Genomic DNA, 19676 nt, shown 5'->3' on the forward strand with positions numbered 1-19676 from the left:
TCACTCACGCGCTGATGCAGCAGCGCGACGGCGGGAGGAACCGCGCGAGAGTCACCGCGCCGTACGCGGAGCCGGCCGGCGTCAGCGCGGGAGGTCCTCCAGCATCTCGGTGACCAGCGCGGCGATCGGCGAGCGCTCGGAGCGGGTGAGCGTCACGTGCGCGAAGAGCGGGTGGCCCTTGAGCTGCTCGACCACCGCCGCGATGCCGTCGTGCCGGCCGACGCGCAGGTTGTCCCGCTGGGCGACGTCGTGGGTGAGCACCACCCGCGAGCCCGAGCCCAGCCGCGAGAGCACGGTCAGCAGCACCCCGCGCTCGAGCGACTGCGCCTCGTCGACGATCACGAACGAGTCGTGCAGCGACCGCCCGCGGATGTGCGTCAGCGGCAGCACCTCGATGAGGTCGCGCGAGGCGATCTCCTCCAGCACGACCTTGGACACCAGCGCGCCGAGGGTGTCGTAGACCGCCTGCGCCCAGGGTGACATCTTGTCGCCCTCGCTGCCGGGGAGGTAGCCGAGCTCCTGCCCGCCGACGGCGTACAGCGGCCGGAAGACGACGACCTTCGCGTGCGCCCGGCGCTCCATCACCGACTCCAGGCCCGCGCACAGCGCCAGCGCCGACTTGCCGGTGCCGGCCCGCCCGCCCAGCGACACGATGCCGATCTCGGGGTCGAGAAGCAGGTCCAGGGCGATCCGCTGCTCCGCGGAGCGCCCGTGCAAGCCGAAGGCCTCGCGGTCGCCGCGCACCAGCCGCACGTGCTTGTCCGGCGTCACCCGCCCCAGTGCCGACCCGCGCGAGGACAGCAGCACCAGCCCGGTGTGCGCGGGCAGCTCGGCCGCGGCCGGCGCGTACACCTCGCCGTCGTCGTAGAGGGCGGCCAGCTCGGCGTCGTCCAGGGAGAGCTCGGCCATCCCGGTCCAGCCGGCGTCGACGGCGTCCAGTGCCCGGTAGTCGTCGGTGTCCAGGCCCACCGCCGCGGCCTTGACCCGCAGCGGCACGTCCTTGGTGACCAGGCAGACGTCGCGGCCGTCGGCGCGCAGGTTGAGCGCCACCACCATGATCCGGCTGTCGTTGCTGTCGTTGCGGAAACCGGCCGGGAGCACCGACGGCTCGCTGTGGTTGAGCTCGACGTGCAGCGTGCCGCCGTCCTCACCGACCGGGACCGGCGCGTCCAGCCGCCCGTGCCGCACCCGCAGGTCGTCGAGCATCCGCAGCGCCTGCCGGGCGAACCAGCCGAGCTCGGGGTGGTTGCGCTTGTCCTCCAGCTCCCCGATCACGACGAGCGGGAGGACCACGTCGTGGGCGCCCATGCGCAGCAGCGCACCGGGGTCGGAGAGCAGGACGGAGGTGTCGAGGACGAACGTGCGCCGAGTGTTCACGAGTCGACTCCCGTGGGGCGCAGTGCGCGCCCCGGCTCGAAGGTGGCCGGGCCCCGGCCGAGGAGCCGGGTACCGGCCCCCCTGGTCGACGAGATCGTCAGCACCAACCGGGCCTCCCGTGGACGGCGAGGTGAGCTCGCCCTCCACCGCGGACGGTAGGCCCGCGAGGTGACAGGAACGTGTCCTCCAGCGGGCGTGTCCCCCCATCGGGGCACCAGCGGCACCAGGCGCCTCAGCGCCGGTCACGCCTCCGGACAGCGACCAGCACCCAGATCACCGGCACCAGCAGGACCGGCCACTGCAGTCTCAGGTCGCCCAGCCACCAGAGCCCGCCGACCAGCAGCACGGCCAGCCACCCCGCCGTCCACAGGCCCAGGTCACGGGCCTCCTCCGGGCTGTGCCGTGCCATGTCACCCCCGCCACGTCATCCGCACCGCCTGCTCAGGCGGCCCGCAGCTCGCCGGCGACCGCGGCCGGGGTGAGGGGCTCGTCGAGCAGGCGGAGGAAGCGGTCGGCCACCGGCTGGTCGGCCGGGCGGGCGTCCAGCCAGCGGGAGAGCAGGTCCGCGCCCTCCACGTAGGTGGTCGTGTAGGCGCGCCACAGCGGGTGGGTGAGGAACCGCAGCTGCTGGCGGGCCCGGTCGGCGCTGACCAGCGACCAGCGCTGGATGAAGGCGGCCACCTCGTCGGCCCCGGCGCCGCGGTCGTGCAGCATCACGGCGGCGTCCTGGCGCACCCGGTTCAGCGGCGCGGCGGCCGCGGCGATCCGCTCGGCCAGGTCCCCGTCGAAGTGCAGGCCCAGGTCGCCGAGCACCTCGGCCGCCCACGGCCCCCAGCCGTCCCCGATCGCGGCCTGCACGCCGAGGTCGGCCAGCCCCTCGGCCATGAGGCACTCGGGGGTGTTGACCAGGAAGACGGTGTGCTCGAGCCGGGAGCCGCGCTCGACCAGGCCCAGCTCCTTGCGGCAGTGCTCGGTGTGGTGGCCCGGGTAGGCCTCGTGGGCGACCAGGTGCGGCAGCTGGCCCAGCCGGTGCGGCAGGTCGGCGTTGATCGCCACCCGCGAGCGGTAGTCGCCCTCGTAGTAGTTGAAGCCCGACCACGGCTGGTCGGTGACCACCTCGTACCGGACCGTCTCCACCTCGGGCAGCCCGTACCCGGCGCGCACCCGGTCGCGCAGCGCGCTGGACAGGGCGTGCACCGCCTCGGCCAGCCGCCCGGGCGGGCACTCCTCGCGGCGGCGGTGCGCGGCGTAGCGGTCGGCCAGCGGACCGCTGCCCGGGAGCAGCGCGTCGAGCTCGGCGTGCGCGGCGCCGTACGCGGCGGCGTCGCCGAGGGTGAGGTCGACCTGGAAGTAGCTGCGCACCTCGTCGAGGAAGGCCACCGGCTCGCCGCTCATCTTCCGCGCGGTGCACTCCAGCGCGGTGAGCTGGCCGCGCAGGAACCCGGTGCGGTCGGCGGGCAGGTCGGCCGCGGCGAGCTCGTGCAGCAGCCCGCGGGCCTGGTCGCGCAGCCCCTGCGGAGTGGGTGCGGGCTCCGCCTCCACCGCAGCGCGGACCCGCTTGTCGCCGGTGTAGGCGTCGACGAACCCGGACTCCAGCCGGTCGAAGCGCAGCCCGAGCCGCACGTACTCCAGGGGGACGTCGAGCGCGCGGGCCATGGCGGGCAGTTTCTCAGCCGCCGAAGCGCCGGTGCCGGGCGGAGTAGGCCCGCAGCGCCCGCAGGAAGTCCACCCGGCGGAAGTCGGGCCAGTAGACGTCGGTGAAGTGGAACTCCGAGTGCGCGGTCTGCCACATCAGGAAGCCGGACAGCCGCTGCTCCCCGCTCGTGCGGATCACCAGGTCCGGATCGGGCTGGCCGCGCGTGTAGAGGTGCTCGGCGATGTGCTCGACCTCGAGGCAGGCGACCAGCTCGTCGAGCGTCGTCCCCCGTGCGGCGTGCTCGGCCAGCAGCGAGCGGACGGCGTCGGCGATCTCCCGCCGACCGCCGTAGCCGACCGCCAGGTTGACCGACGCGCCCGGCCGGTCCCGGGTCGCCTCCTCCGCCTGCTTGAGGACGGCGACCGTCTCGGCCGGCAGCAGCTCCAGGGCCCCGACCGGCCGCAGCTGCCACCGCCGGTCGGGGGCGGCCAGGTCCTCGGCGACGCCCTCGATGATGCGCAGCAGCGGGACCAGCTCGGGCTCGGGCCGGGACAGGTTGTCGGTCGAGAGCAGGAAGAGCGTGACCACCGAGACGCCGGCCTCGTCGCACCAGCCGAGGAAGTCCGCGATCTTGTCCGCCCCGCGGCGGTGCCCGGCGTTGGGGTCCTCCAGGCCGATGGCCCGCGCCCACCGCCGGTTGCCGTCGACGATCACCCCGACGTGGCAGGGGATGTCAGCACCCTCCAGAGCCCGGGCGAGCCGGCGCTCGTACAGCTGGGTGAGGACCTCGCGTACCCACCGTCGGACCCCCACGGTGGGTCACAGTAAGCCCACTCCGCGGGGTCCCGCGCACCCGTCGTCCACCTGCACCGAGGCCCCGCGCCGTTGCCAGGCACCTCACAGCCCGCTCCCGTCGCCCCGCTCCCTACGGCCTCGTAACCTCGGCGCATGAGCGACCCCCGCGGAGAGGGCGAGGCCGTCCGGGTCGAGGCCGACGGCGCCCAGATCGACGCGCCCGCCGGCCCGGCGCTGGCCACCGTCGTCGGTGAGGGCGAACAGGTCGAACGGACCTGGACCCGCGCCGACTTCGACCACGACAGCGACTGGGACCACCCCGACACCCGCCCGCGGATGCGCGGCTGGCTGCACCTGTTCGCGTTCTTCGGCGCGATCGTCGCCGGCGCCGTGCTCATCCCGCTGGGGTCGGTGCTCGGCGCCCGTGCCGGGTTCTCGGTCGCCGTCTACTGCGCCACGATCTGCGGCCTGTTCGGCATCAGCGCGCTCTACCACCGCCGCCGCTGGTCACCGCGCGGCTGGAAGATCATGAAACGGCTCGACCACTCCATGATCTTCCTGTTCATCGCGGGCACGTACACCCCGTTCGCGCTGCTCGCGGTCGACCAGCCGACCGGCTACTGGGTGCTCGCCGGGGTCTGGGCCGGCGCGCTGGCCGGCGTCTCGCTCAAGCTCACCTGGCCGACCGCACCCCGCTGGGTCGGCGTGCCCCTCTACATCGGGCTGGGCTGGGTGGCGGTCTTCATCCTCACCGACATCCTGCACTTCGCCGGGGTGACGTCGCTGGTGCTGCTGGCCGTCGGCGGCGTGCTCTACACCGTGGGCGGGGTGGCCTACGCGGTGAAGCGCCCCAACCCCTGGCCCGATGTCTTCGGGTACCACGAGGTCTTCCACGCGATGACCGTCGTCGCCGCGATCTGCCACTACATCGCCGTCTACTTCGCGATGTACTCGAGCCCATTCGTCTGACCTCCGGTCAGACAACCGCGGCCAGGTGCCGTGCCGTGACATCGCGGTCCTCCGGACCGCACCGCGGCCACGTGCCGTGCCCCTGTTGCTCTGAGCCGCTGCGTCCCTCGATCGCGGAGGCCTCCGGCCCCCACTCCTCGGGACCGCGGCTCCGCCGCCGGTCCCCTGCCCCTCACGCCCCGCTCAGGCGAACGGCGGGCGGGTGTCGGCCCGGGTGCTGAGCCGGCCGGCGGTGCGCCAGGTGCGGGCGACGAGGTCGCGGTCCTCGTCGGTGACCAGGTTGCCCATCACCCGCAGCGCCACGGTCATCAGCGCACGCGAGCGCATGCCGACCGGCCCCGCCGCGGGCAGGAAACGGGGCACGGTGAGCAGCCCGGCCAGTCGGCGGGCGATGGAGAAGGCCTCCCCGTACCGGCGGGCCAGGGTGGCCGGCCAGGCGGCGGTCCAGTCGTCCTCGCCGAACAGCCGGACGACGTCGCGGCCGGTCTCCAGGCCGTAGTCGATCCCCTCACCGTTGAGCGGGTTGACGCACCCCGCCGCGTCCCCGACCAGCGCCCAGTTGCGCCCGGCCACGCCGGACACCGCCCCGCCCATCGGCAGCAGCGCCGAGGCGGGCGCCTCCACCGGACCCTCGAGCTGCCAGTCGTCCCGGCGGGCGTCGGCGTAGACCTCGATCAGCGCCTTGAGCTGCACCCCGGCGGGACGGCGGGCGGTCGCCAGCGTGCCGACCCCGATGTTGACCTGCCCCGACTCCGCCCCCAGCGGGAACACCCAGCCGTAGCCGGACAGCAGCTCGCCCTCGGTGCCCCGCAGCTCCAGGTGCGAGGAGATCCACTCGTCGTCGGCCCGCCCGGAGCGCACGTAGCCGCGGGCGGCGACGCCGTACGCGGTGTCGCGGTGCCACTCGCGGCCGAGGACCCGGCCCAGCGGCGAACGGACGCCGTCGGCGACGACCAGCCGCCGGCAGCCGACGGTGACCGTCTCCTCGGCCGCGGTCTCGAAGACCACGCCGGTCACCCGGTCCCCGTCGCGCACCACGTCCACGGCCCGCGCACCCTCCAGGGGGACGGCGCCGTCGTCCAGCGCCACCTGGCGGATCCGGGTGTCGAGCTCGGTGCGCGGGACCGCGCTGCCGTGGTCGGGGAACGCCCCGCCGGGCCAGGGCAGCTCCCAGGTGTGCCCGAAGCCGGCCGCGCGCAGGCCCCGGTTGCGGGCCCGTGAACGCGCCCAGTCGCCCAGGCCCAGGCGGTCGAGCTCGGCGATCGCCCGCGGGGTCAGCCCGTCGCCGCAGGCCTTGTCGCGGGGGAAGACCGCGGCGTCGGCCAGGACGACGTCGTGCCCGGCCCGCGCTGACCAGGCCGCGGCCGCCGCGCCGGCCGGGCCGGCGCCGACCACGAGGACGTCGGTGTCGGCGGGGACGGCGGCACTGGCTGGCACGCCGCCCAGTGTCCCCCGACGGTGGTTCAGCCGACTTCCGGGCCGCGGGCGCGGACCTCCTCGACCGACGCCATCGCCGCACGGAGCTCACCGAGCCAGTCGTCGGCGTGCTGGGCGACCAGCCGCACCGCCCAGGCCAGCGCCTCGGACCGCGACCGGGCGACGCCGGCGTCCACGAGCGTGTCGAGGACCAGCCGCTCCGGCTGCCGCAGCCGCGTCATGACCGGGACCGAGAGGTTGGTGAACACCTCCCGCACGTCGCCGCAGGCCGCTCCCCACGCGACCGAGCGGCCGTACCGGGCCTGTGCGGCGTCGGCCACGGCCATGCGCTGCTCGCGGGTCTCCTCGCGGAAGCGGGCGATGCGGCCGGCACGTGCGGCCGCGGCGTCACCCTCCCCCGCCTCGGGCTCGGCCAGGGTGCCGACGACGGTGATCTCGTCGCGGTCGACGGTCAGCTCGACCGGGCCGGTGAACCAGTCGTCCGGCAGCCGGCCGGCGAACCAGCCGGCGACCTCGGCGCGCTCGACCGGCGGTGCTGCGTCGGCACCGCGGCCGCGGCCGCCGGGGCCACGACCACGGAAGCCGGGGCCGCGGAAGCCCCCGCGCATGCCGCCGAAGGGGGTGTCGGAGAAACGGTGGTGTCCGTGCACAGCGGCCTCCCATGGCCTCCCGTGAGGTGATTACACACTTACACGGTAAGCCGCCGAGGCCCGGTCAGGAAGGGACCGGCGTTCCGCCGGGAGCGGAAGGCGCCCGGGACGGCACGGGGTCGGACCCCTCCCCCTCGTCGGGCTCCCGCTCCTTGCGGCGCAGCAGCCAGGAGGTGGCGCCGAGCAGGAGGACGAGCACCCCCAGGACGCCGATCTCGGTGATCCGGTCGCTGAACACCGCGCCCTCGCCGACGACGCCGGCGGCCTCCACCGACAGCACGACGATCTCCTTGATCGAGGCGATGACACCGATGATCAGGAACGGCTCGGCGACGAGCTCGCGCTTCTCCACCGTCGTGCGGACGGCGAACAGCAGCTCGACCACGATGAACACCAGGAGCAGGACGTCGAGCAGGTCGAGCATCGGCTGCTCGGAGAGGTCGGAGGTCAGCGTCCACGCCGTCCGCCCGGCCAGCACGAGCAGCGCCAGTGCGCCCACCACGAGCAGCAGCGCGATGCCGCCGTAGACGACGTTCTCCGCGAACTCGAGGGCGCGCGTGCCGGCTCGGCCGAACCCGGGCGGGGGGACGTCGCGCTCGGGGTCGTGCCGTCGCTGGGCCATCCCGGGATCCTCACCCCTTGCAGTGCCCGCAGCGACCGGGGGCGACGACGGGGTCACCCGGAGGGGTCGCTTAGCACGAGGTGACGGGTATGGGCGGGAGGCGCGCCGATGCAGCTGGCAACTCCTGCCGGGGAGTCCCGTGACAGTTCGTCGAGTCGACATGTCGACAGCCGTGGTGCCGATGCGCGTGTCGGGCGGATCCTGCCGTCGGCACCGACCCCAGGAGGCCCGCCATGAACCGCATCCGGTTCCTCGTCCTCGCCGTCTCCGTCCTCTCCGCGCTGGGGGTGGTCGCGCCCGCTCAGGCGGGTGCCAGTCCGTACTGCGGGATCACGTGGGGCTCGCAGCCGAAGAGCGCGTCGGCCGCGGACCGGGAGGTCCTCTACGACGTCCGGGCCGGACGGCACGGCTGCTTCGACCGGCTGGTGGTCGACGTGGGCGGCCAGGACACCACCTTCGGCTCGTACTCGGTGCGCTACGTGCCGGTCGTGCGGCAGGACGGCTCCGGCGACGCGGTGCCCGTCCGCGGGGCGGCCGACCTGGAGATCGTGGTCCGCGCCCCGGCGTACGACGAGCAGGGCCGGCCCACGTACCTGCCGGCGGACCGGCGGGAGGCCGTGGACGTCGCCGGGTTCCGCACCTTCCGGCAGGTCGCCTACGCCGGGTCGTTCGAGGGCTCGACGACGCTGGCCCTGGGCGTGCGCGCCCGGCTGCCGTTCCGGGTGTTCAGCGTGACCGGGACGCCGAACTCCGACGACACGCCCCGCCTGGTCATCGACGTGGCCCACCGCTGGTAGCCATCAGCGGCGACCGGCCGGTCAGCCCCCTGCGGCGCCCGGCCGGTCGTCGTGCGGGCGCGGCCCCTCGATCGCCCGGGGCGCGCGCCGCAGCGTGTCGAGCACCTGCTGCCCCGGCTCGGGGCGCGGGTCGACGAGCTCGGCCGGGCTGTCGGGGACGACGACCCGCGGCCCGTCGTCCGCCGCGTCGAAGCTCTTCGGCACCCGCTTGAGGTGGGTGGTCATCGACTTCACCAGCAGCAGGATCGCGATGAAGAGCAGCACGGTCAGCAGCGCGCCGATGGGGCCGGCCTTGCCGACGTCCTCCGGCAGCTGCTGGTCGGCGGCCAGGAGCACCAGACCGGTCATCGCACACCCACCTCACTGCGCACGCCGGCGAACAGGTCGTCCTCGGGCGCCGGCGAGTCGACGACCGAGCGGGCCAGCTCGTAGTCCTCGGTCGGCCACACCCGCTGCTGGACCTCCAGCGGGCAGGCGAACCAGCGGCCGTTCGGGTCGATCTGCGTGGCGTGCGCGATCAGCGCGGCGTCCCGGACGGCGAAGTACTCCGCGCACGGCACCTTCGTGGTGACCCGGTGGGACAGGTCCCGATCGGGGTCCCAGTTCTCCAGCCACTCCGCGTAGGGCGACTCCGCCCCCGAGGCCAGGATCGCCTCGTGCAGCGCCCGCGTCCGGGGCAGCGTGAAACCCATGTGGTAGTAGAGCTTGAGCGGCTGCCACGGCTCGCCGAGCTCCGGGTAGCGGTCCGGGTCACCGGCGGCGTCGAAGGCGTGCACCGAGACCTCGTGGGTCTTGATGTGGTCCGGGTGCGGGTAGCCGCCGCGCTCGTCGTAGGTCGTGACGACGTGCGGCCTGAACCGGCGGATCAGCTCGACCAGCGGAGCGGCCGCCTCCTCGGTCGGCACCAGCGCGAAGCAGCCGTCGGGCAGCGGCGGCAGCGGGTCACCCTCGGGCAGACCGGAGTCCACGAAGCCGAGGAACTCCTGCTCGACGCCGAGGACCTCCCGCGCCCGGGCCATCTCGTCCCGCCGGATCTCCGGCAGGCGCTCCCAGACGTCGGGCCGGTCCAGCGCCGGGTTGAGCACGGACCCGCGCTCACCGCCGGTGCAGGTCGCCACCATGACGCGGGCGCCCTCGGCGACGTACTTGGCCATGGTCGCGGCGCCCTTGCTCGACTCGTCGTCGGGATGGGCGTGCACGGCGAGCAGGCGCAACTGGTCTGCGTCGGTCACCCGCCCATCATCCACCGGCAGCACCGGGTGCCGCCGCCGCCGGGGCCACGATCGGGCGATCGTGGCGCTCGTCACTCCCCGGTACGCTGGCGTTCCGGATCCCGGAGGCCGGGGAGTGGGTGCAGCCCCGACCCCCGCCGACGGTGTTACGTTGGCCGTTCTGAACGCGGCCGTTCCCCGGACGGGGAGCGGCCACCGACATTTCAGGAGCACTGTCGTGTCCACCCCGACTGACGAGCAGCACCAGGGCGTCTGGCTGACCCAGGAGGCCCACGACCGGCTGAAGGCCGAGCTCGACCAGCTGGTGGCGGGCCGCCCGGCCATGGCCGCGGAGATCAACGCCCGCCGCGAGGAGGGCGACCTCCGTGAGAACGGCGGCTACCACGCCGCCAAGGACGAGCAGGGCAAGCAGGAGGCCCGCATCCGCCAGCTGGAGGACCTGCTGCGGAAGGCCAAGGTCGGCAACGCGCCGACGACGGCGACCCACGCCGCCACCGGCACCGTCATCACCATCCGCTTCCAGGGCGACGACGAGACCGAGAAGTTCCTCCTCGGCTCCCGCGAGATCGTCGGGACCACGGGGCTGCAGGTCTACTCCCCGGAATCCGCGCTCGGCTCGGCCATCATGGGCGCCGCGCCCGGTGCGACGGTGACCTACCAGGCGCCCAACGGCCGCGACATCACCGTCGACGTCGTCGCCGTCGAGCCGTTCGTCCCCTGAGCCCGTGACCGAGCCTGCGAGGTCACGCAGGAACGCGGCACCCCGGGGCACCGGGTCGACGAGCGCCAGCGAGGCGGACCGGTGACCCGCCCCGCGCGCTCCCGGCGGGCGGAGAACACCGGGTTCGCCTGCGTCCACTGCGGGTCGTCGGTGCCGGCCAACACCGACGGGCACTACCGCAACCACTGCCCGGTGTGCCTGTGGTCCCTGCACGTCGACGACCTGCCGGGCGACCGGGCCAGCGAGTGCCGGTCGCCGATGGAGCCGGTCGGCCTGGTGGAGAAGTCGGGCAAGGGCTGGCAGGTGGTCCACCGCTGCACCGCGTGCGGCCACCGCCAGCCCAACCGGCTGGTCCGCGAGGGCGACGCGCCCGACGACCTGGACGTCGTCCTCTCGCTGCCCTGGTCGTAGGGACCCGACCTCGCCGCCATTGCCGGCGTTCCGCGTGCACTGCCGGGGCTGCAGCACCCGCGATGCGCGGGAACGCCCGCGATGGAGCTGCTGGAGCGCTCAGCCAGCCGGCAACAACCCGCGGCGGCGGAGCAGCGGCGTCGGGTCGGCGTCCCGGCCGCGGACGGCGCGGAAGGCCGCCAGCGGGTCCACCGACCCGCCGACGGCGAGCAGCCGGGACCGGAAGACGTCGCCGTTCTCCCGGCGCAGGCCGCCGTTCTCCTTGAACCACTCCACGGTGTCGGCGTCGAGGACCTCCGACCAGATGTAGGAGTAGTAGCCGGCCGCGTAGCCCCCGGCGAAGACGTGCTGGAAGTACGTCGTCCGGTAGCGCGGCGGCACCAGGTCGTAGGCGACGCCGGCGGCCTCGAGCGCGGATCGCTCGAACTCCTGCGGGTCGCCGACCTCGGTCTCCGGCGTGATCCGGTGCCAGGCCTGGTCGAGCAGCGTCGCCGCCAGGTACTCCAGTGTCGCGAAGCCCTCGCCCCACAGCTGCGCGGCCTCGATCGCCTCGACCACGGACGCCGGCAGCGGCTCACCGGTCTCGACGTGCCGCGCGTAGCCGGCCAGGACCTCGGGCCACAGCGCCCACATCTCGTTGACCTGGCTCGGGAACTCGACGAAGTCCCGCGGCACGCTGGTGCCGGCGAACCGCGGGTAGGTCACCGCCGAGCTCAGGCCGTGCAGTGTGTGGCCGAACTCGTGGAACAGGGTGTTCACCTCGTCGAGGGTGAGCAGCGTCGGCTGTCCGTCGGCGCCCCGGGTGACGTTGAGGACGTTCACCACCACCGGCCTGGTGTCCAGCAGCCGCGACTGGGTGACGAACGAGCTCATCCAGGCCCCGCCGCGCTTGCCGTCCCGGGCGTAGAAGTCGCCGAGGTACAGCCCCACCGTGGCGCCGTCCGCGTCGGTGACCTCCCAGACGCGGACGTCGGGGTGGTAGCCGTCGAGCTCCGGCCGCGGCGTGAAGCGGTAGCCGTAGAGGCGCTCGGCCGCGGCGAAGACGCCGTCGACGAGCACCCGGTCCAGCTCGAACCACGGCCGCAGCGCCGCGGTGTCGACCGAGTACCGCTCGGCGCGGACCCGCTCGCTGTAGAAGGCCCAGTCCCACGGGGCCAGCTCGGTCACGCCGTCGCGGGCGGCGACGTCGGCCAGGGCCGCGGCCTCGGCCCGCGCGTTGGCCAGCGACGGCCCGACCATCCGGGCCAGCATCGCGTCGACCGCCTCGGTGCTGCCGGCGGTCTGGTCGGCGAGGACCAGGTCGGCGTGGGTGGCGAAGCCGAGCAGCCGGGCGCGCTCGGCACGGACCCGGGCGATCCGGACGGCGACCGGCCCGTTGTCGTGCTCGCCCCGCGACGCCCGGCCGACCGAGGCCTCGAACACCCGGCGGCGCAGCTCGCGGTCGCGCAGCTTGGTCAGCACCGGCTGCCCGGTCGGCAGCAGCAGCGGGATGAGGAAGCCGGTCGCGCCGCGGTCCTCGGCCGCGCGGGCCGCCGCGGCGACCTCCTCGGGGCCGAGCCCGTCCAGCGAGGCGGCGTCGTCGACCACGACGGCGGCGGCCTCGGTGGCCAGCAGGAGGTTCTGCCCGAACGCGGTCGACAGCTCCGACAGCTCCCGGTTCAGCTCGGTCAGCCGGGCCCGGCCGGCCGCGTCGAGCCGGGCGCCGGAGAGGACGAAGTCCAGGTGGTAGCGCTCGACCAGCCGGACCGCCTCGGCGTCGAGGGCCAGCCCCTCTCCATCGATGTCGTGCCGCGCGGTGTGGACGGCGTCGATCCGGGCGAACAGGCCCGGGTCGAGCCGCAGCGCGTCCGCGTGGGCCGACTCCAGCGGCGCCAGCTCCCGCTCGATCTCGCGCATCCGGTCGGTGGCGACCGACGAGGAGAGGTTGTGGAACACCGCGCCGGCGCGGCGGTGGAGCCGGCCCGAGCGCTCCAGGGCGACCACGGTGTTCTCGAACGTCGGCGGCTCGGTCGAGGCGACGATCGCGGTGACCTCGGTGCGCTGCTCGGCCATCCCGGCCAGCAGTGCCTCACGGCAGTGCTCGAGGGTGGTGCCGGCGAACGGCGGGAGCTGCAGCGGCAGCGGCGACGGCTCGAGCAGCGGGTTGTCGGCGGACGGGGCGGAGGCGGGGACGGCGCTCATCGCCGCCATCCTCCGCCACCGCATCGCTCGGTGGTGGGCCGACCGGTGGACACGGGGCCCAGGACCGGGCCGGTCCTGAGCCCCCGTGTCCACCGCCCGACCGCCGAGACGCGTTCTGGCCGGTGTCGGGCCCGGGGGGTCCCCGGCGGGTGCGACGGTGGGGTCAGCGCCCGCCGGGGACGACGCCTGGCCCCGGTGCGGTCCGGCAGGACCGCGACGTCATCGCGTGGCGGTGCGCTGGTAGAGCCGGACCGACAGCGGCACGAAGACCGCCAGGATGACCACCGTCCAGATCACCGTGTACAGCACCGGGTTCTGCAGCGACCAGGCATCGGGCACCGGAGCGCCGGCCGGGAAGTTGCCGAACAGCTCCCGGGCCGCCTGGGCGACCGCCGACACCGGGTTCCACTCCGCGAAGGTGCGCAGCACGGACGGGAAGGTCTCCAGCGGGACGAAGGTGCTCGCCACGAACGTCAACGGGAAGATGACGATGAAGCTGGCGTTCTGGACCACCTCCGGGGTGCGCACCAGCAGCCCGACCACGGCCATCAGCCAGGAGATGGCGTAGGCGAACAGCAGCAGCACGAGGAAGCCGCCGACCGCCTCGCCGAACGACGAGTTGATCCGCCACCCGACGACCAGACCGGTCAGCGCCATCACCGCGATGGAGATGGCGTTGAGCCCCAGGTCGGCGACCGTGCGCCCCACCAGGACGGCGGAGCGGGCCATCGGCAGCGAGCGGAACCGGTCGATCAGGCCCTTCTGCAGGTCGTCGGCCAGCGAGGCGCCGGTGATCGTGCTCCCGAAGACCACCGTCTGCGCGAAGATCCCCGGCAGCAGGAACTCCGCGTAGGAGACCCCCGGCGGCAGGCCCCCGATCGCGCCGCCGAACACGTAGCGGAACATCACCACGAACATGATCGGCGACAGCGTCGAGAAGACGATCAGGTCGGGCACCCGCTTGACCTTGATCAGGTTGCGCTTGGTGATGACGACGCTGTCGGACAGCGTCGCCGCGAGGCTGCTCATGCCATCCCCCCGGTGGGAGCCGGCTCGACCGGCTGGTCGTCGGTGGCGGTCTCCTCCGCCGCGTGCCCGGTGAGGGCGAGGAAGACGTCGTCGAGGTCGGGCCGGCGCAGGCCGACGTCGACGATCTCCGCGGTGTGGCCGTCGAGCCGCTGAAGGGCCTCGGCCAGGACCTCCGCGCCGCCGCTGACCGGCAGGCTCAGCCGGCGCGCCTGCTCGTCGACGTGCGGCTCGTCGACGGCCAGCCCCCGCAGCCGCGCCAGGATGTCGGGCAGGACGGCCGCCGTCGTCACGGTGAACTCCAGCCGCTGCCCGCCGACCTGCGCCTTGAGCTCGTCGGCGGTGCCGCGCGCGATGACCCGGCCGCGGTCGATCACCACCATCCGGTCGGCCAGCCGGTCGGCCTCCTCCAGGTACTGCGTGGTCAGCAGGATCGTCGTCCCGCCGTCGGCCAGGTCGGCGATGAACTCCCACATGCCCAGCCGGCTGCGCGGGTCCAGGCCCGTCGTCGGCTCGTCGAGGAAGAGGATGCGGGGGCGGGCTATCAGCGAGGCGGCGATGTCCAGCCGCCGGCGCATGCCGCCGGAGTAGGTCTTGGCCGGCCGGTCGCCCGCGTCGACCAGGTCGAAGCGCTCCAGCAGCTCACCGGCCCGTGCCCGCGCCTCGCGCCTGCCCAGCCGGTAGAGCCGGCCGACCATCTCCAGGTTCTCGAACCCGGTGAGGTACTCGTCGACGGCGGCGTACTGGCCGGTCAGCCCGATCGAGGCGCGCACCGCGTCGGCGTCGTCCACCACGTCGAGGCCGGCCACCCGCACGCGGCCGGCGTCGGCGCGCAGCAGGGTGGTCAGGATCCGCACCACCGTCGTCTTGCCCGCGCCGTTCGGGCCGAGGAGCCCGAGGACGGAGCCCTCGGCCACGGTCAGGTCCACTCCGTCGAGGGCGGTGGTCTCGCCGAAGCGTTTGACCAGCCCCTCGACGACGATCGCGTCGTCCATGACAGGAACGGTAGATGCGAGGACCGACGGTTCCGACCGGATTTCCGGGCCCACCCCCTCAGCCGGTGGTGACCGTGTAGCCGGCCCGGTCCATCCGAGCCAGGACCTCCCCGGCGTGCTCGGGCCCGCGGGTCTCCAGGACGACGAACACCTCGACCTCGCCCAGGCCCAGGCGGGTCGCCGTCCGCTCGTGCTCGACCTCCAGCACGTTGGCCCCGACCTGCGCGAGCTCGCCGAGCACCGCCGCCAGCGAGCCCGGCCGGTCGGGCACGCGCAGCCGCAGCGACAGGTACCGCCCGGCCGCGGCCATGCCGTGCTGCACCACCTTGAGCAGGAGCACCGGGTCGATGTTGCCGCCGGAGACCACCGCCACCACCGGCGGCTCGAAGGCGCCCGGATCGGCCAGCACGGCGGCCACCGCGGCCACGCCGGCCGGCTCGACCACGAGCTTGGCCCGTTCCAGGCAGAACAGCAGCGCCTGGGACAGGTCCTCCTCGCTGACCGTGCGCACCTGGTCGACAAGGTCGCGGACGTGCGCGAACGTCAGCTCCCCCGGCGCGCCGACGGCGATCCCGTCGGCCATGGTCGTCATCGCCGACAGCGCGACCGGCCGGCCGGCGGCCAGCGACCCGGGGAAGGCGGCCGCCGCCGCGGCCTGCACCCCGACCACGCGGACGTCGGGACGGCGGGCCCGCACCGCCGCCGCGATGCCCGACACCAGCCCGCCGCCGCCGGTGCAGACGACGACGGTGCGGACGTCGGGGCACTGGTCGAGGACCTCCAGGCCGACCGTCCCCTGACCGGCGATCACGTCGGGGTGGTCGAACGGGTGGATGAACACCGCGCCGGTCCGCTGCGCGTGCTCGGCGGCCGCGGCCAGCGCGTCGGTGAGCGAGGCGCCGCCCAGCCGGGCCTCGGCGCCGTAGCCGCGGGTGGCCGCCACCTTGGGCAGCGGCGCGCTCTCCGGCATGAACACCGTGGCCCGGATGCCCAGCAGCTGCGCGGCCAGCGCGACGCCCTGCGCGTGGTTGCCGGCGCTGGCCGCCACCACGCCGCGGGCCCGCTCGGCGTCGGTCAGCCGCGCCAGCCGGGTGTACGCGCCGCGGATCTTGAACGAGCCGGTCCGCTGCAGGTTCTCGCACTTGAGCCACACCGGCCCGCCGACCCGGTCGGCGAGCGCGCGCGAGTGCTCCAGCGGCGTGCGCCGGACGACGCCCTCCAGCACCGCCGCCGCGGCCTCGACGTCCGCTCCGCCCACCAGCGCGACGTCGTCCCGCCGCACCTCCCCAGCCACCATGCCGGGGATCCTCGCAGGGGATGCGGCCAGGTGGGAGCAGCCGAACGGGTGCCCACCCCGCCGAGCTCGTCGTACCGTGGCGGGGGTGACGGACCCCGGCGTTCCCGCCTCCGCTCCCCCCGCTCCCACGACTCTCGGTGAGCTCCGCGCCAGCGGCGCCACCCCCCGGCCGGTCAAGGCCGAGATCCGCGCCAACCTGCTCGCCCGCTTGGCCACCGGCGAGCCGTCCCTGCCCGGCATCGTCGGGTTCGAGGACACCGTCGTCCCCGAGGTCGAGCGCGCCCTCATCGCCGGCCACGACCTGGTCCTGCTCGGCGAGCGCGGGCAGGGCAAGACCCGGCTGATCCGCACCCTGGTCGGCCTGCTCGACGAGTGGACGCCGGTCCTCGTCGGCAGCGAGCTGAACGAGCACCCGCTGGCCCCGATCAGCGTCTGGGGGCACCGGCAGGTCGCCGAGCACGGCGACGCCACGCCGGTCGGCTGGCTGCACCGCAGCGACCGCTTCGGCGAGAAGCTGGCGACGCCGGACACCAGCGTCGGCGACCTGATCGGCGACGTGGACCCGATCAAGGTCGCCGAGGGCCGCACGCTGGGCGACCCCGAGACGGTGCACTACGGCCTGGTGCCGCGCACCAACCGCGGCATCTTCAGCGTCAACGAGCTGCCCGACCTGGCCGAGCGCATCCAGGTCGCGCTGCTCAACGTGCTCGAGGAGCGCGACATCCAGATCCGCGGCTACCGGGTGCGGCTGCCGCTGGACCTGCTGCTGGTCGCCAGCGCCAACCCCGAGGACTACACCAACCGCGGCCGGATCATCACCCCGCTCAAGGACCGCTTCGGCGCCGAGGTGCGCACCCACTACCCGATCGAGCTGGCCGACGAGGTGCGGCTGCTGCACCAGGAGGCCGGGACCGCCTGGCCCGGCGGCGACCAGCTGGAGACGCCGCTGGTCCCCGAGCACCTGGTGGAGATCATCGCCCGCTTCACCCGGCTGGTCCGCGACTCCAGCCACGTCGACCAGCGCTCCGGCGTCAGCGCCCGCTTCGCCATCGCCGGGCTGGAGACGGTGGCCGCCTCCGCCGTCCGCCGGGCCGCCGTCGCCGGGGAGAGCCGCCCGGTCGCCCGCGTCGTCGACCTGCCCAGCGTCGTCCCGGCCAGCCGGGGCAAGGTCGAGTTCGCCGACTCCGGCTCCGACCCCGACGACGAACGGGAGATGGAGGTGCTCGAGCACCTGCTCCGGCAGGCGACCGCGCAGACCTTCCGGGCCCGCTGCGCCGGGCTGGACCTGACCGGCCTGCAGGAGCACTTCACCGGCGGGGAGACCGTGGAGTCCGGCGAGCTGGTGCCGGCCGCGGCGCTGCTGGGCCAGCTGGGCACCATCCCGAAGCTGGCCGAGCTGCTGGGGCGGCTGGGCGTGCCGGAGGGCGAGCAGTCGGCCGAGCAGGCCGCCGCCGCGGTGGAGTTCGCCCTCGAGGGGCTCTACCTCACCCGCCGATTGGCCAAGGACACCGACGGCGCCCGCACGGTGTACGGGGCCTGAGGTGGTCCGCCGGCCCGGAAAGGGCTACCGGTACGGGCGCTGGCGGGGCGGGCCCGACCCGCTGGCGCCGCCCTACGACCTGGGCAGCGCGGTCGACGAGATCGGCGACTCGGTGCTCGGCGGCAGCGGCGTGCGCGAGGCGCTGCGCGAGCTGCTGCGCCGCGGCATGGACGGCCGGCGCGGGCTCGACGAGCTGCGCCGGTCGGTCCGCGAGCGGCTGCGGCAGGCCCGCAACGCCGGCCGGATGGACGGCACCCTGCAGGAGGTCCGCGAGCTGCTCGACCGCGCGGTCGAGGCCGAGCGGCGCGAGCTGTTCCCCGACCCCGACGACATGGCCCGGCTCAAGGAGGCCGAGCTCGACGCGCTGCCCGAGGACACCGCGGGGGCGGTCCGCGCGCTCAAGGAGTACGACTGGCGCTCGGCCGAGGCGCGGCAGGCCTACGAGCAGATCCAGGACCTGCTGCGCCGCGAGGTGCTCGACAGCTCCTTCGCCTCGATGAAGCAGGCGCTGGAGAACGCGAGCGGGCAGGACATGCAGGCGGTCAAGGACATGGTCGCCGACCTCTCGCAGCTGATCGACGCGCACAACCGCGGTGAGGACACCGACCAGCGCTTCGCCGACTTCATGGAGAAGCACGGGCAGTTCTTCCCCGACGACCCGCAGTCGGTCGAGGAGCTGATCGACTCCCTCGCCCGCCGGGCCGCCGCCCAGGAGCGGATGATGGCCGGCCTCTCCCCCGAGCAGCGGGCCGAGCTGGCCGACCTGATGGCCCAGACGATGCAGGACATGGGCCTGGCCAGCGAGATGGCGCACCTGCAGGACGCGCTGCGCCAGGCCCGGCCCGACCTGCCATGGGGGCAGCGCGGCCAGGTGCCCGACGGCGAGCAGTCCCTCGGCATGGGCGACGCGACCAGCGCGGTGGCCGAGCTGGCCGACCTGGAGGCGCTGTCCAACCAGCTCTCCCAGGGCTACGCCGGCGCCTCGCTGGCCGACGTCGACGAGGAGCTGCTCGAGCGGGCACTCGGCCGCCCGGCGGTCGACGACCTCGCCGCGCTGCGCCAGATGGAGCGCGAGCTGGAGCGGCAGGGCTACCTGAACCGCTCCGAGGGCAAGCTGGAGCTCTCGCCCAAGGCGGTCCGCCGGCTGGGCGCCACGGCGCTGCGCCGGGTGTTCGCCGAGCTGGACGCGACCGGCCGGGGCGAGCACGACGTGGCCGACGCCGGGTCCGCCGGGGAGCTGACCGGTAGCTCGCGGGAGTGGCGGTTCGGTGACGAGCAGCCGCTGGACGTCGTCCGCACGGTGCGCAACGCCGTCCTGCGCACCGCGCACGAGCCGCGTGCCGACTCCGATCGCGCGGTGCGGATCGCCGTCGAGGACTTCGAGGTCGTGGAGACCGAGCGGCGCACCGGCGCCGCGGTCGCGCTGCTGGTCGACCTCTCCTACTCGATGGCGCTGCGCGGCACCTGGGGCGCGGCCAAGTCGACGGCGATGGCGCTGCACTCGCTGGTGACGACCCGGTTCCCGCAGGACGCCATCCAGATCATCGGCTTCTCCTCCACCGCGCAGGTGCTGCGCCCGGAGACGCTCGCGGAGCTGTCGGTGGACACGTTGCAGGGCACCAACCTGCAGCACGGGCTGATCCTGGCCCGCCGCTTCCTCGCCCGGCACCGGGACGCCGAGCCGGTGGTGCTGGTGGTCACCGACGGCGAGCCCACCGCCCACCTGGAGGACGACGGGACGCCGTTCTTCTGCTGGCCGCCGATGCCCGAGACGATCGCCCGCACCGTGGCCGAGGTGGAGCGGGTGGCCCGGTCGGGGGCGACGATGAACGTCTTCGCGCTGGACCCGGAGCCGGGGCTGGTGCACTTCGTCCACGACATCACCCAGCGGGCCGGTGGGCGGGTGTTCACCCCGGACAGCGAGCGGCTGGGCGAGTACGTGGTCGCGGACTACCTCCGCACCCGGCGGGGCCGCCGGGCCCGCTGAACG

19 protein-coding genes are annotated in these 19676 nt (G+C 74.5%); 6 read left to right on the forward strand and 13 right to left on the reverse strand.

Annotation, left to right across the window (positions count from 1 at the left end; translation table 11 throughout):
• Nucleotides 1-81: 81 nt before the first annotated feature.
• The 4 genes from BLR12_RS01415 to BLR12_RS01425 form a co-directional block, all read right to left on the reverse strand.
• Entirely contained in the window at nt 82-1377 is a 1296-nt protein-coding gene (locus BLR12_RS01415; protein WP_091372486.1) for a PhoH family protein, read from the reverse strand.
• Between the two features lie 232 nt (nt 1378-1609).
• Nucleotides 1610-1786, reverse strand: a complete 177-nt coding sequence (locus tag BLR12_RS24215) for a hypothetical protein (RefSeq protein WP_176832299.1) — start codon at nt 1784-1786, stop codon at nt 1610-1612.
• Between the two features lie 32 nt (nt 1787-1818).
• Nucleotides 1819-3033, reverse strand: a complete 1215-nt coding sequence (locus tag BLR12_RS01420) for a DUF885 domain-containing protein (protein WP_091372488.1) — start codon at nt 3031-3033, stop codon at nt 1819-1821.
• Nucleotides 3034-3046: 13 nt separating this feature from the next.
• On the reverse strand, nt 3047-3826 hold the full coding sequence (locus BLR12_RS01425) for an isoprenyl transferase (protein WP_091372491.1): 780 nt from the start codon (nt 3824-3826) through the stop codon (nt 3047-3049).
• Between the two features lie 135 nt (nt 3827-3961).
• On the opposite strand from BLR12_RS01425, the gene BLR12_RS01430 reads away from it, so the two are divergent.
• Nucleotides 3962-4777, forward strand: a complete 816-nt coding sequence (locus tag BLR12_RS01430; protein WP_176832300.1) for a PAQR family membrane homeostasis protein TrhA — start codon at nt 3962-3964, stop codon at nt 4775-4777.
• Nucleotides 4778-4960: 183 nt separating this feature from the next.
• On the opposite strand, the gene BLR12_RS01435 is transcribed toward BLR12_RS01430, so the two are convergent.
• From BLR12_RS01435 to BLR12_RS01445, 3 genes are all read right to left on the reverse strand, one after another.
• Entirely contained in the window at nt 4961-6214 is a 1254-nt protein-coding gene (locus BLR12_RS01435) for a geranylgeranyl reductase family protein (protein WP_091372493.1), read from the reverse strand.
• 26 nt (nt 6215-6240) lie between these two features.
• Nucleotides 6241-6864: a hypothetical protein gene (locus BLR12_RS01440; protein WP_091372497.1), complete on the reverse strand. Its 624-nt coding sequence runs from the start codon at nt 6862-6864 to the stop codon at nt 6241-6243.
• A 64-nt stretch (nt 6865-6928) separates the two neighbouring features.
• On the reverse strand, nt 6929-7486 hold the full coding sequence (locus BLR12_RS01445; protein WP_091372501.1) for a phosphate-starvation-inducible PsiE family protein: 558 nt from the start codon (nt 7484-7486) through the stop codon (nt 6929-6931).
• Nucleotides 7487-7719: 233 nt separating this feature from the next.
• On the opposite strand from BLR12_RS01445, the gene BLR12_RS01450 reads away from it, so the two are divergent.
• Entirely contained in the window at nt 7720-8283 is a 564-nt protein-coding gene (locus tag BLR12_RS01450) for an AMIN-like domain-containing (lipo)protein (RefSeq protein WP_091372504.1), read from the forward strand.
• 21 nt (nt 8284-8304) lie between these two features.
• Here the strand turns inward: BLR12_RS01450 and BLR12_RS01455 are convergent, their stop codons facing one another.
• Nucleotides 8305-8631, reverse strand: coding sequence for a hypothetical protein (locus tag BLR12_RS01455; protein ID WP_091372505.1), 327 nt, complete (start codon nt 8629-8631; stop codon nt 8305-8307).
• Nucleotides 8628-9515 carry a mycothiol conjugate amidase Mca gene (gene mca, locus BLR12_RS01460; RefSeq protein ID WP_091372508.1) on the reverse strand — a complete coding sequence of 296 codons (888 nt, stop codon included), beginning with the start codon at nt 9513-9515 and terminating at the stop codon, nt 8628-8630. The genes BLR12_RS01455 and mca overlap by 4 nt, the downstream gene beginning before the upstream one ends.
• A 217-nt stretch (nt 9516-9732) precedes the next feature.
• On the opposite strand from mca, the gene greA reads away from it, so the two are divergent.
• Both greA and BLR12_RS01470 read left to right on the forward strand, forming a co-directional pair.
• Nucleotides 9733-10236 carry a transcription elongation factor GreA gene (gene greA / locus BLR12_RS01465; protein ID WP_091372512.1) on the forward strand — a complete coding sequence of 168 codons (504 nt, stop codon included), beginning with the start codon at nt 9733-9735 and terminating at the stop codon, nt 10234-10236.
• Nucleotides 10237-10317: 81 nt separating this feature from the next.
• Nucleotides 10318-10647 (forward strand): RNHCP domain-containing protein, encoded by a 330-nt coding sequence (locus tag BLR12_RS01470; RefSeq protein ID WP_091372514.1) that lies wholly within the window; start codon nt 10318-10320, stop codon nt 10645-10647.
• Nucleotides 10648-10746: 99 nt separating this feature from the next.
• Here BLR12_RS01470 and BLR12_RS01475 read toward each other — a convergent pair whose 3' ends face one another.
• The 4 genes from BLR12_RS01475 to ilvA form a co-directional block, all read right to left on the reverse strand.
• Nucleotides 10747-12828 carry a M3 family metallopeptidase gene (locus BLR12_RS01475; protein WP_091372517.1) on the reverse strand — a complete coding sequence of 694 codons (2082 nt, stop codon included), beginning with the start codon at nt 12826-12828 and terminating at the stop codon, nt 10747-10749.
• A gap of 219 nt (nt 12829-13047) precedes the next feature.
• Entirely contained in the window at nt 13048-13857 is an 810-nt protein-coding gene (locus BLR12_RS01480; RefSeq protein WP_091372521.1) for an ABC transporter permease, read from the reverse strand.
• On the reverse strand, nt 13854-14849 hold the full coding sequence (locus tag BLR12_RS01485; RefSeq protein ID WP_091372523.1) for an ATP-binding cassette domain-containing protein: 996 nt from the start codon (nt 14847-14849) through the stop codon (nt 13854-13856). The genes BLR12_RS01480 and BLR12_RS01485 overlap by 4 nt, the downstream gene beginning before the upstream one ends.
• 58 nt (nt 14850-14907) lie before the next feature.
• Complete coding sequence (gene ilvA / locus BLR12_RS01490; RefSeq protein WP_218120494.1) at nt 14908-16146, reverse strand: threonine ammonia-lyase; 1239 nt, start codon at nt 16144-16146, stop codon at nt 14908-14910.
• A gap of 85 nt (nt 16147-16231) precedes the next feature.
• On the opposite strand from ilvA, the gene BLR12_RS01495 reads away from it, so the two are divergent.
• Both BLR12_RS01495 and BLR12_RS01500 read left to right on the forward strand, forming a co-directional pair.
• Nucleotides 16232-17686, forward strand: coding sequence for a sigma 54-interacting transcriptional regulator (locus BLR12_RS01495; RefSeq protein ID WP_255363233.1), 1455 nt, complete (start codon nt 16232-16234; stop codon nt 17684-17686).
• 1 nt (nt 17687) lies between these two features.
• Nucleotides 17688-19673, forward strand: coding sequence for a VWA domain-containing protein (locus BLR12_RS01500; protein WP_091372529.1), 1986 nt, complete (start codon nt 17688-17690; stop codon nt 19671-19673).
• Nucleotides 19674-19676 lie beyond the last annotated feature (3 nt).

It is taken from the genome of Geodermatophilus sp. DSM 45219, from assembly GCF_900104025.1.
Classification (GTDB): domain Bacteria; phylum Actinomycetota; class Actinomycetes; order Mycobacteriales; family Geodermatophilaceae; genus Geodermatophilus.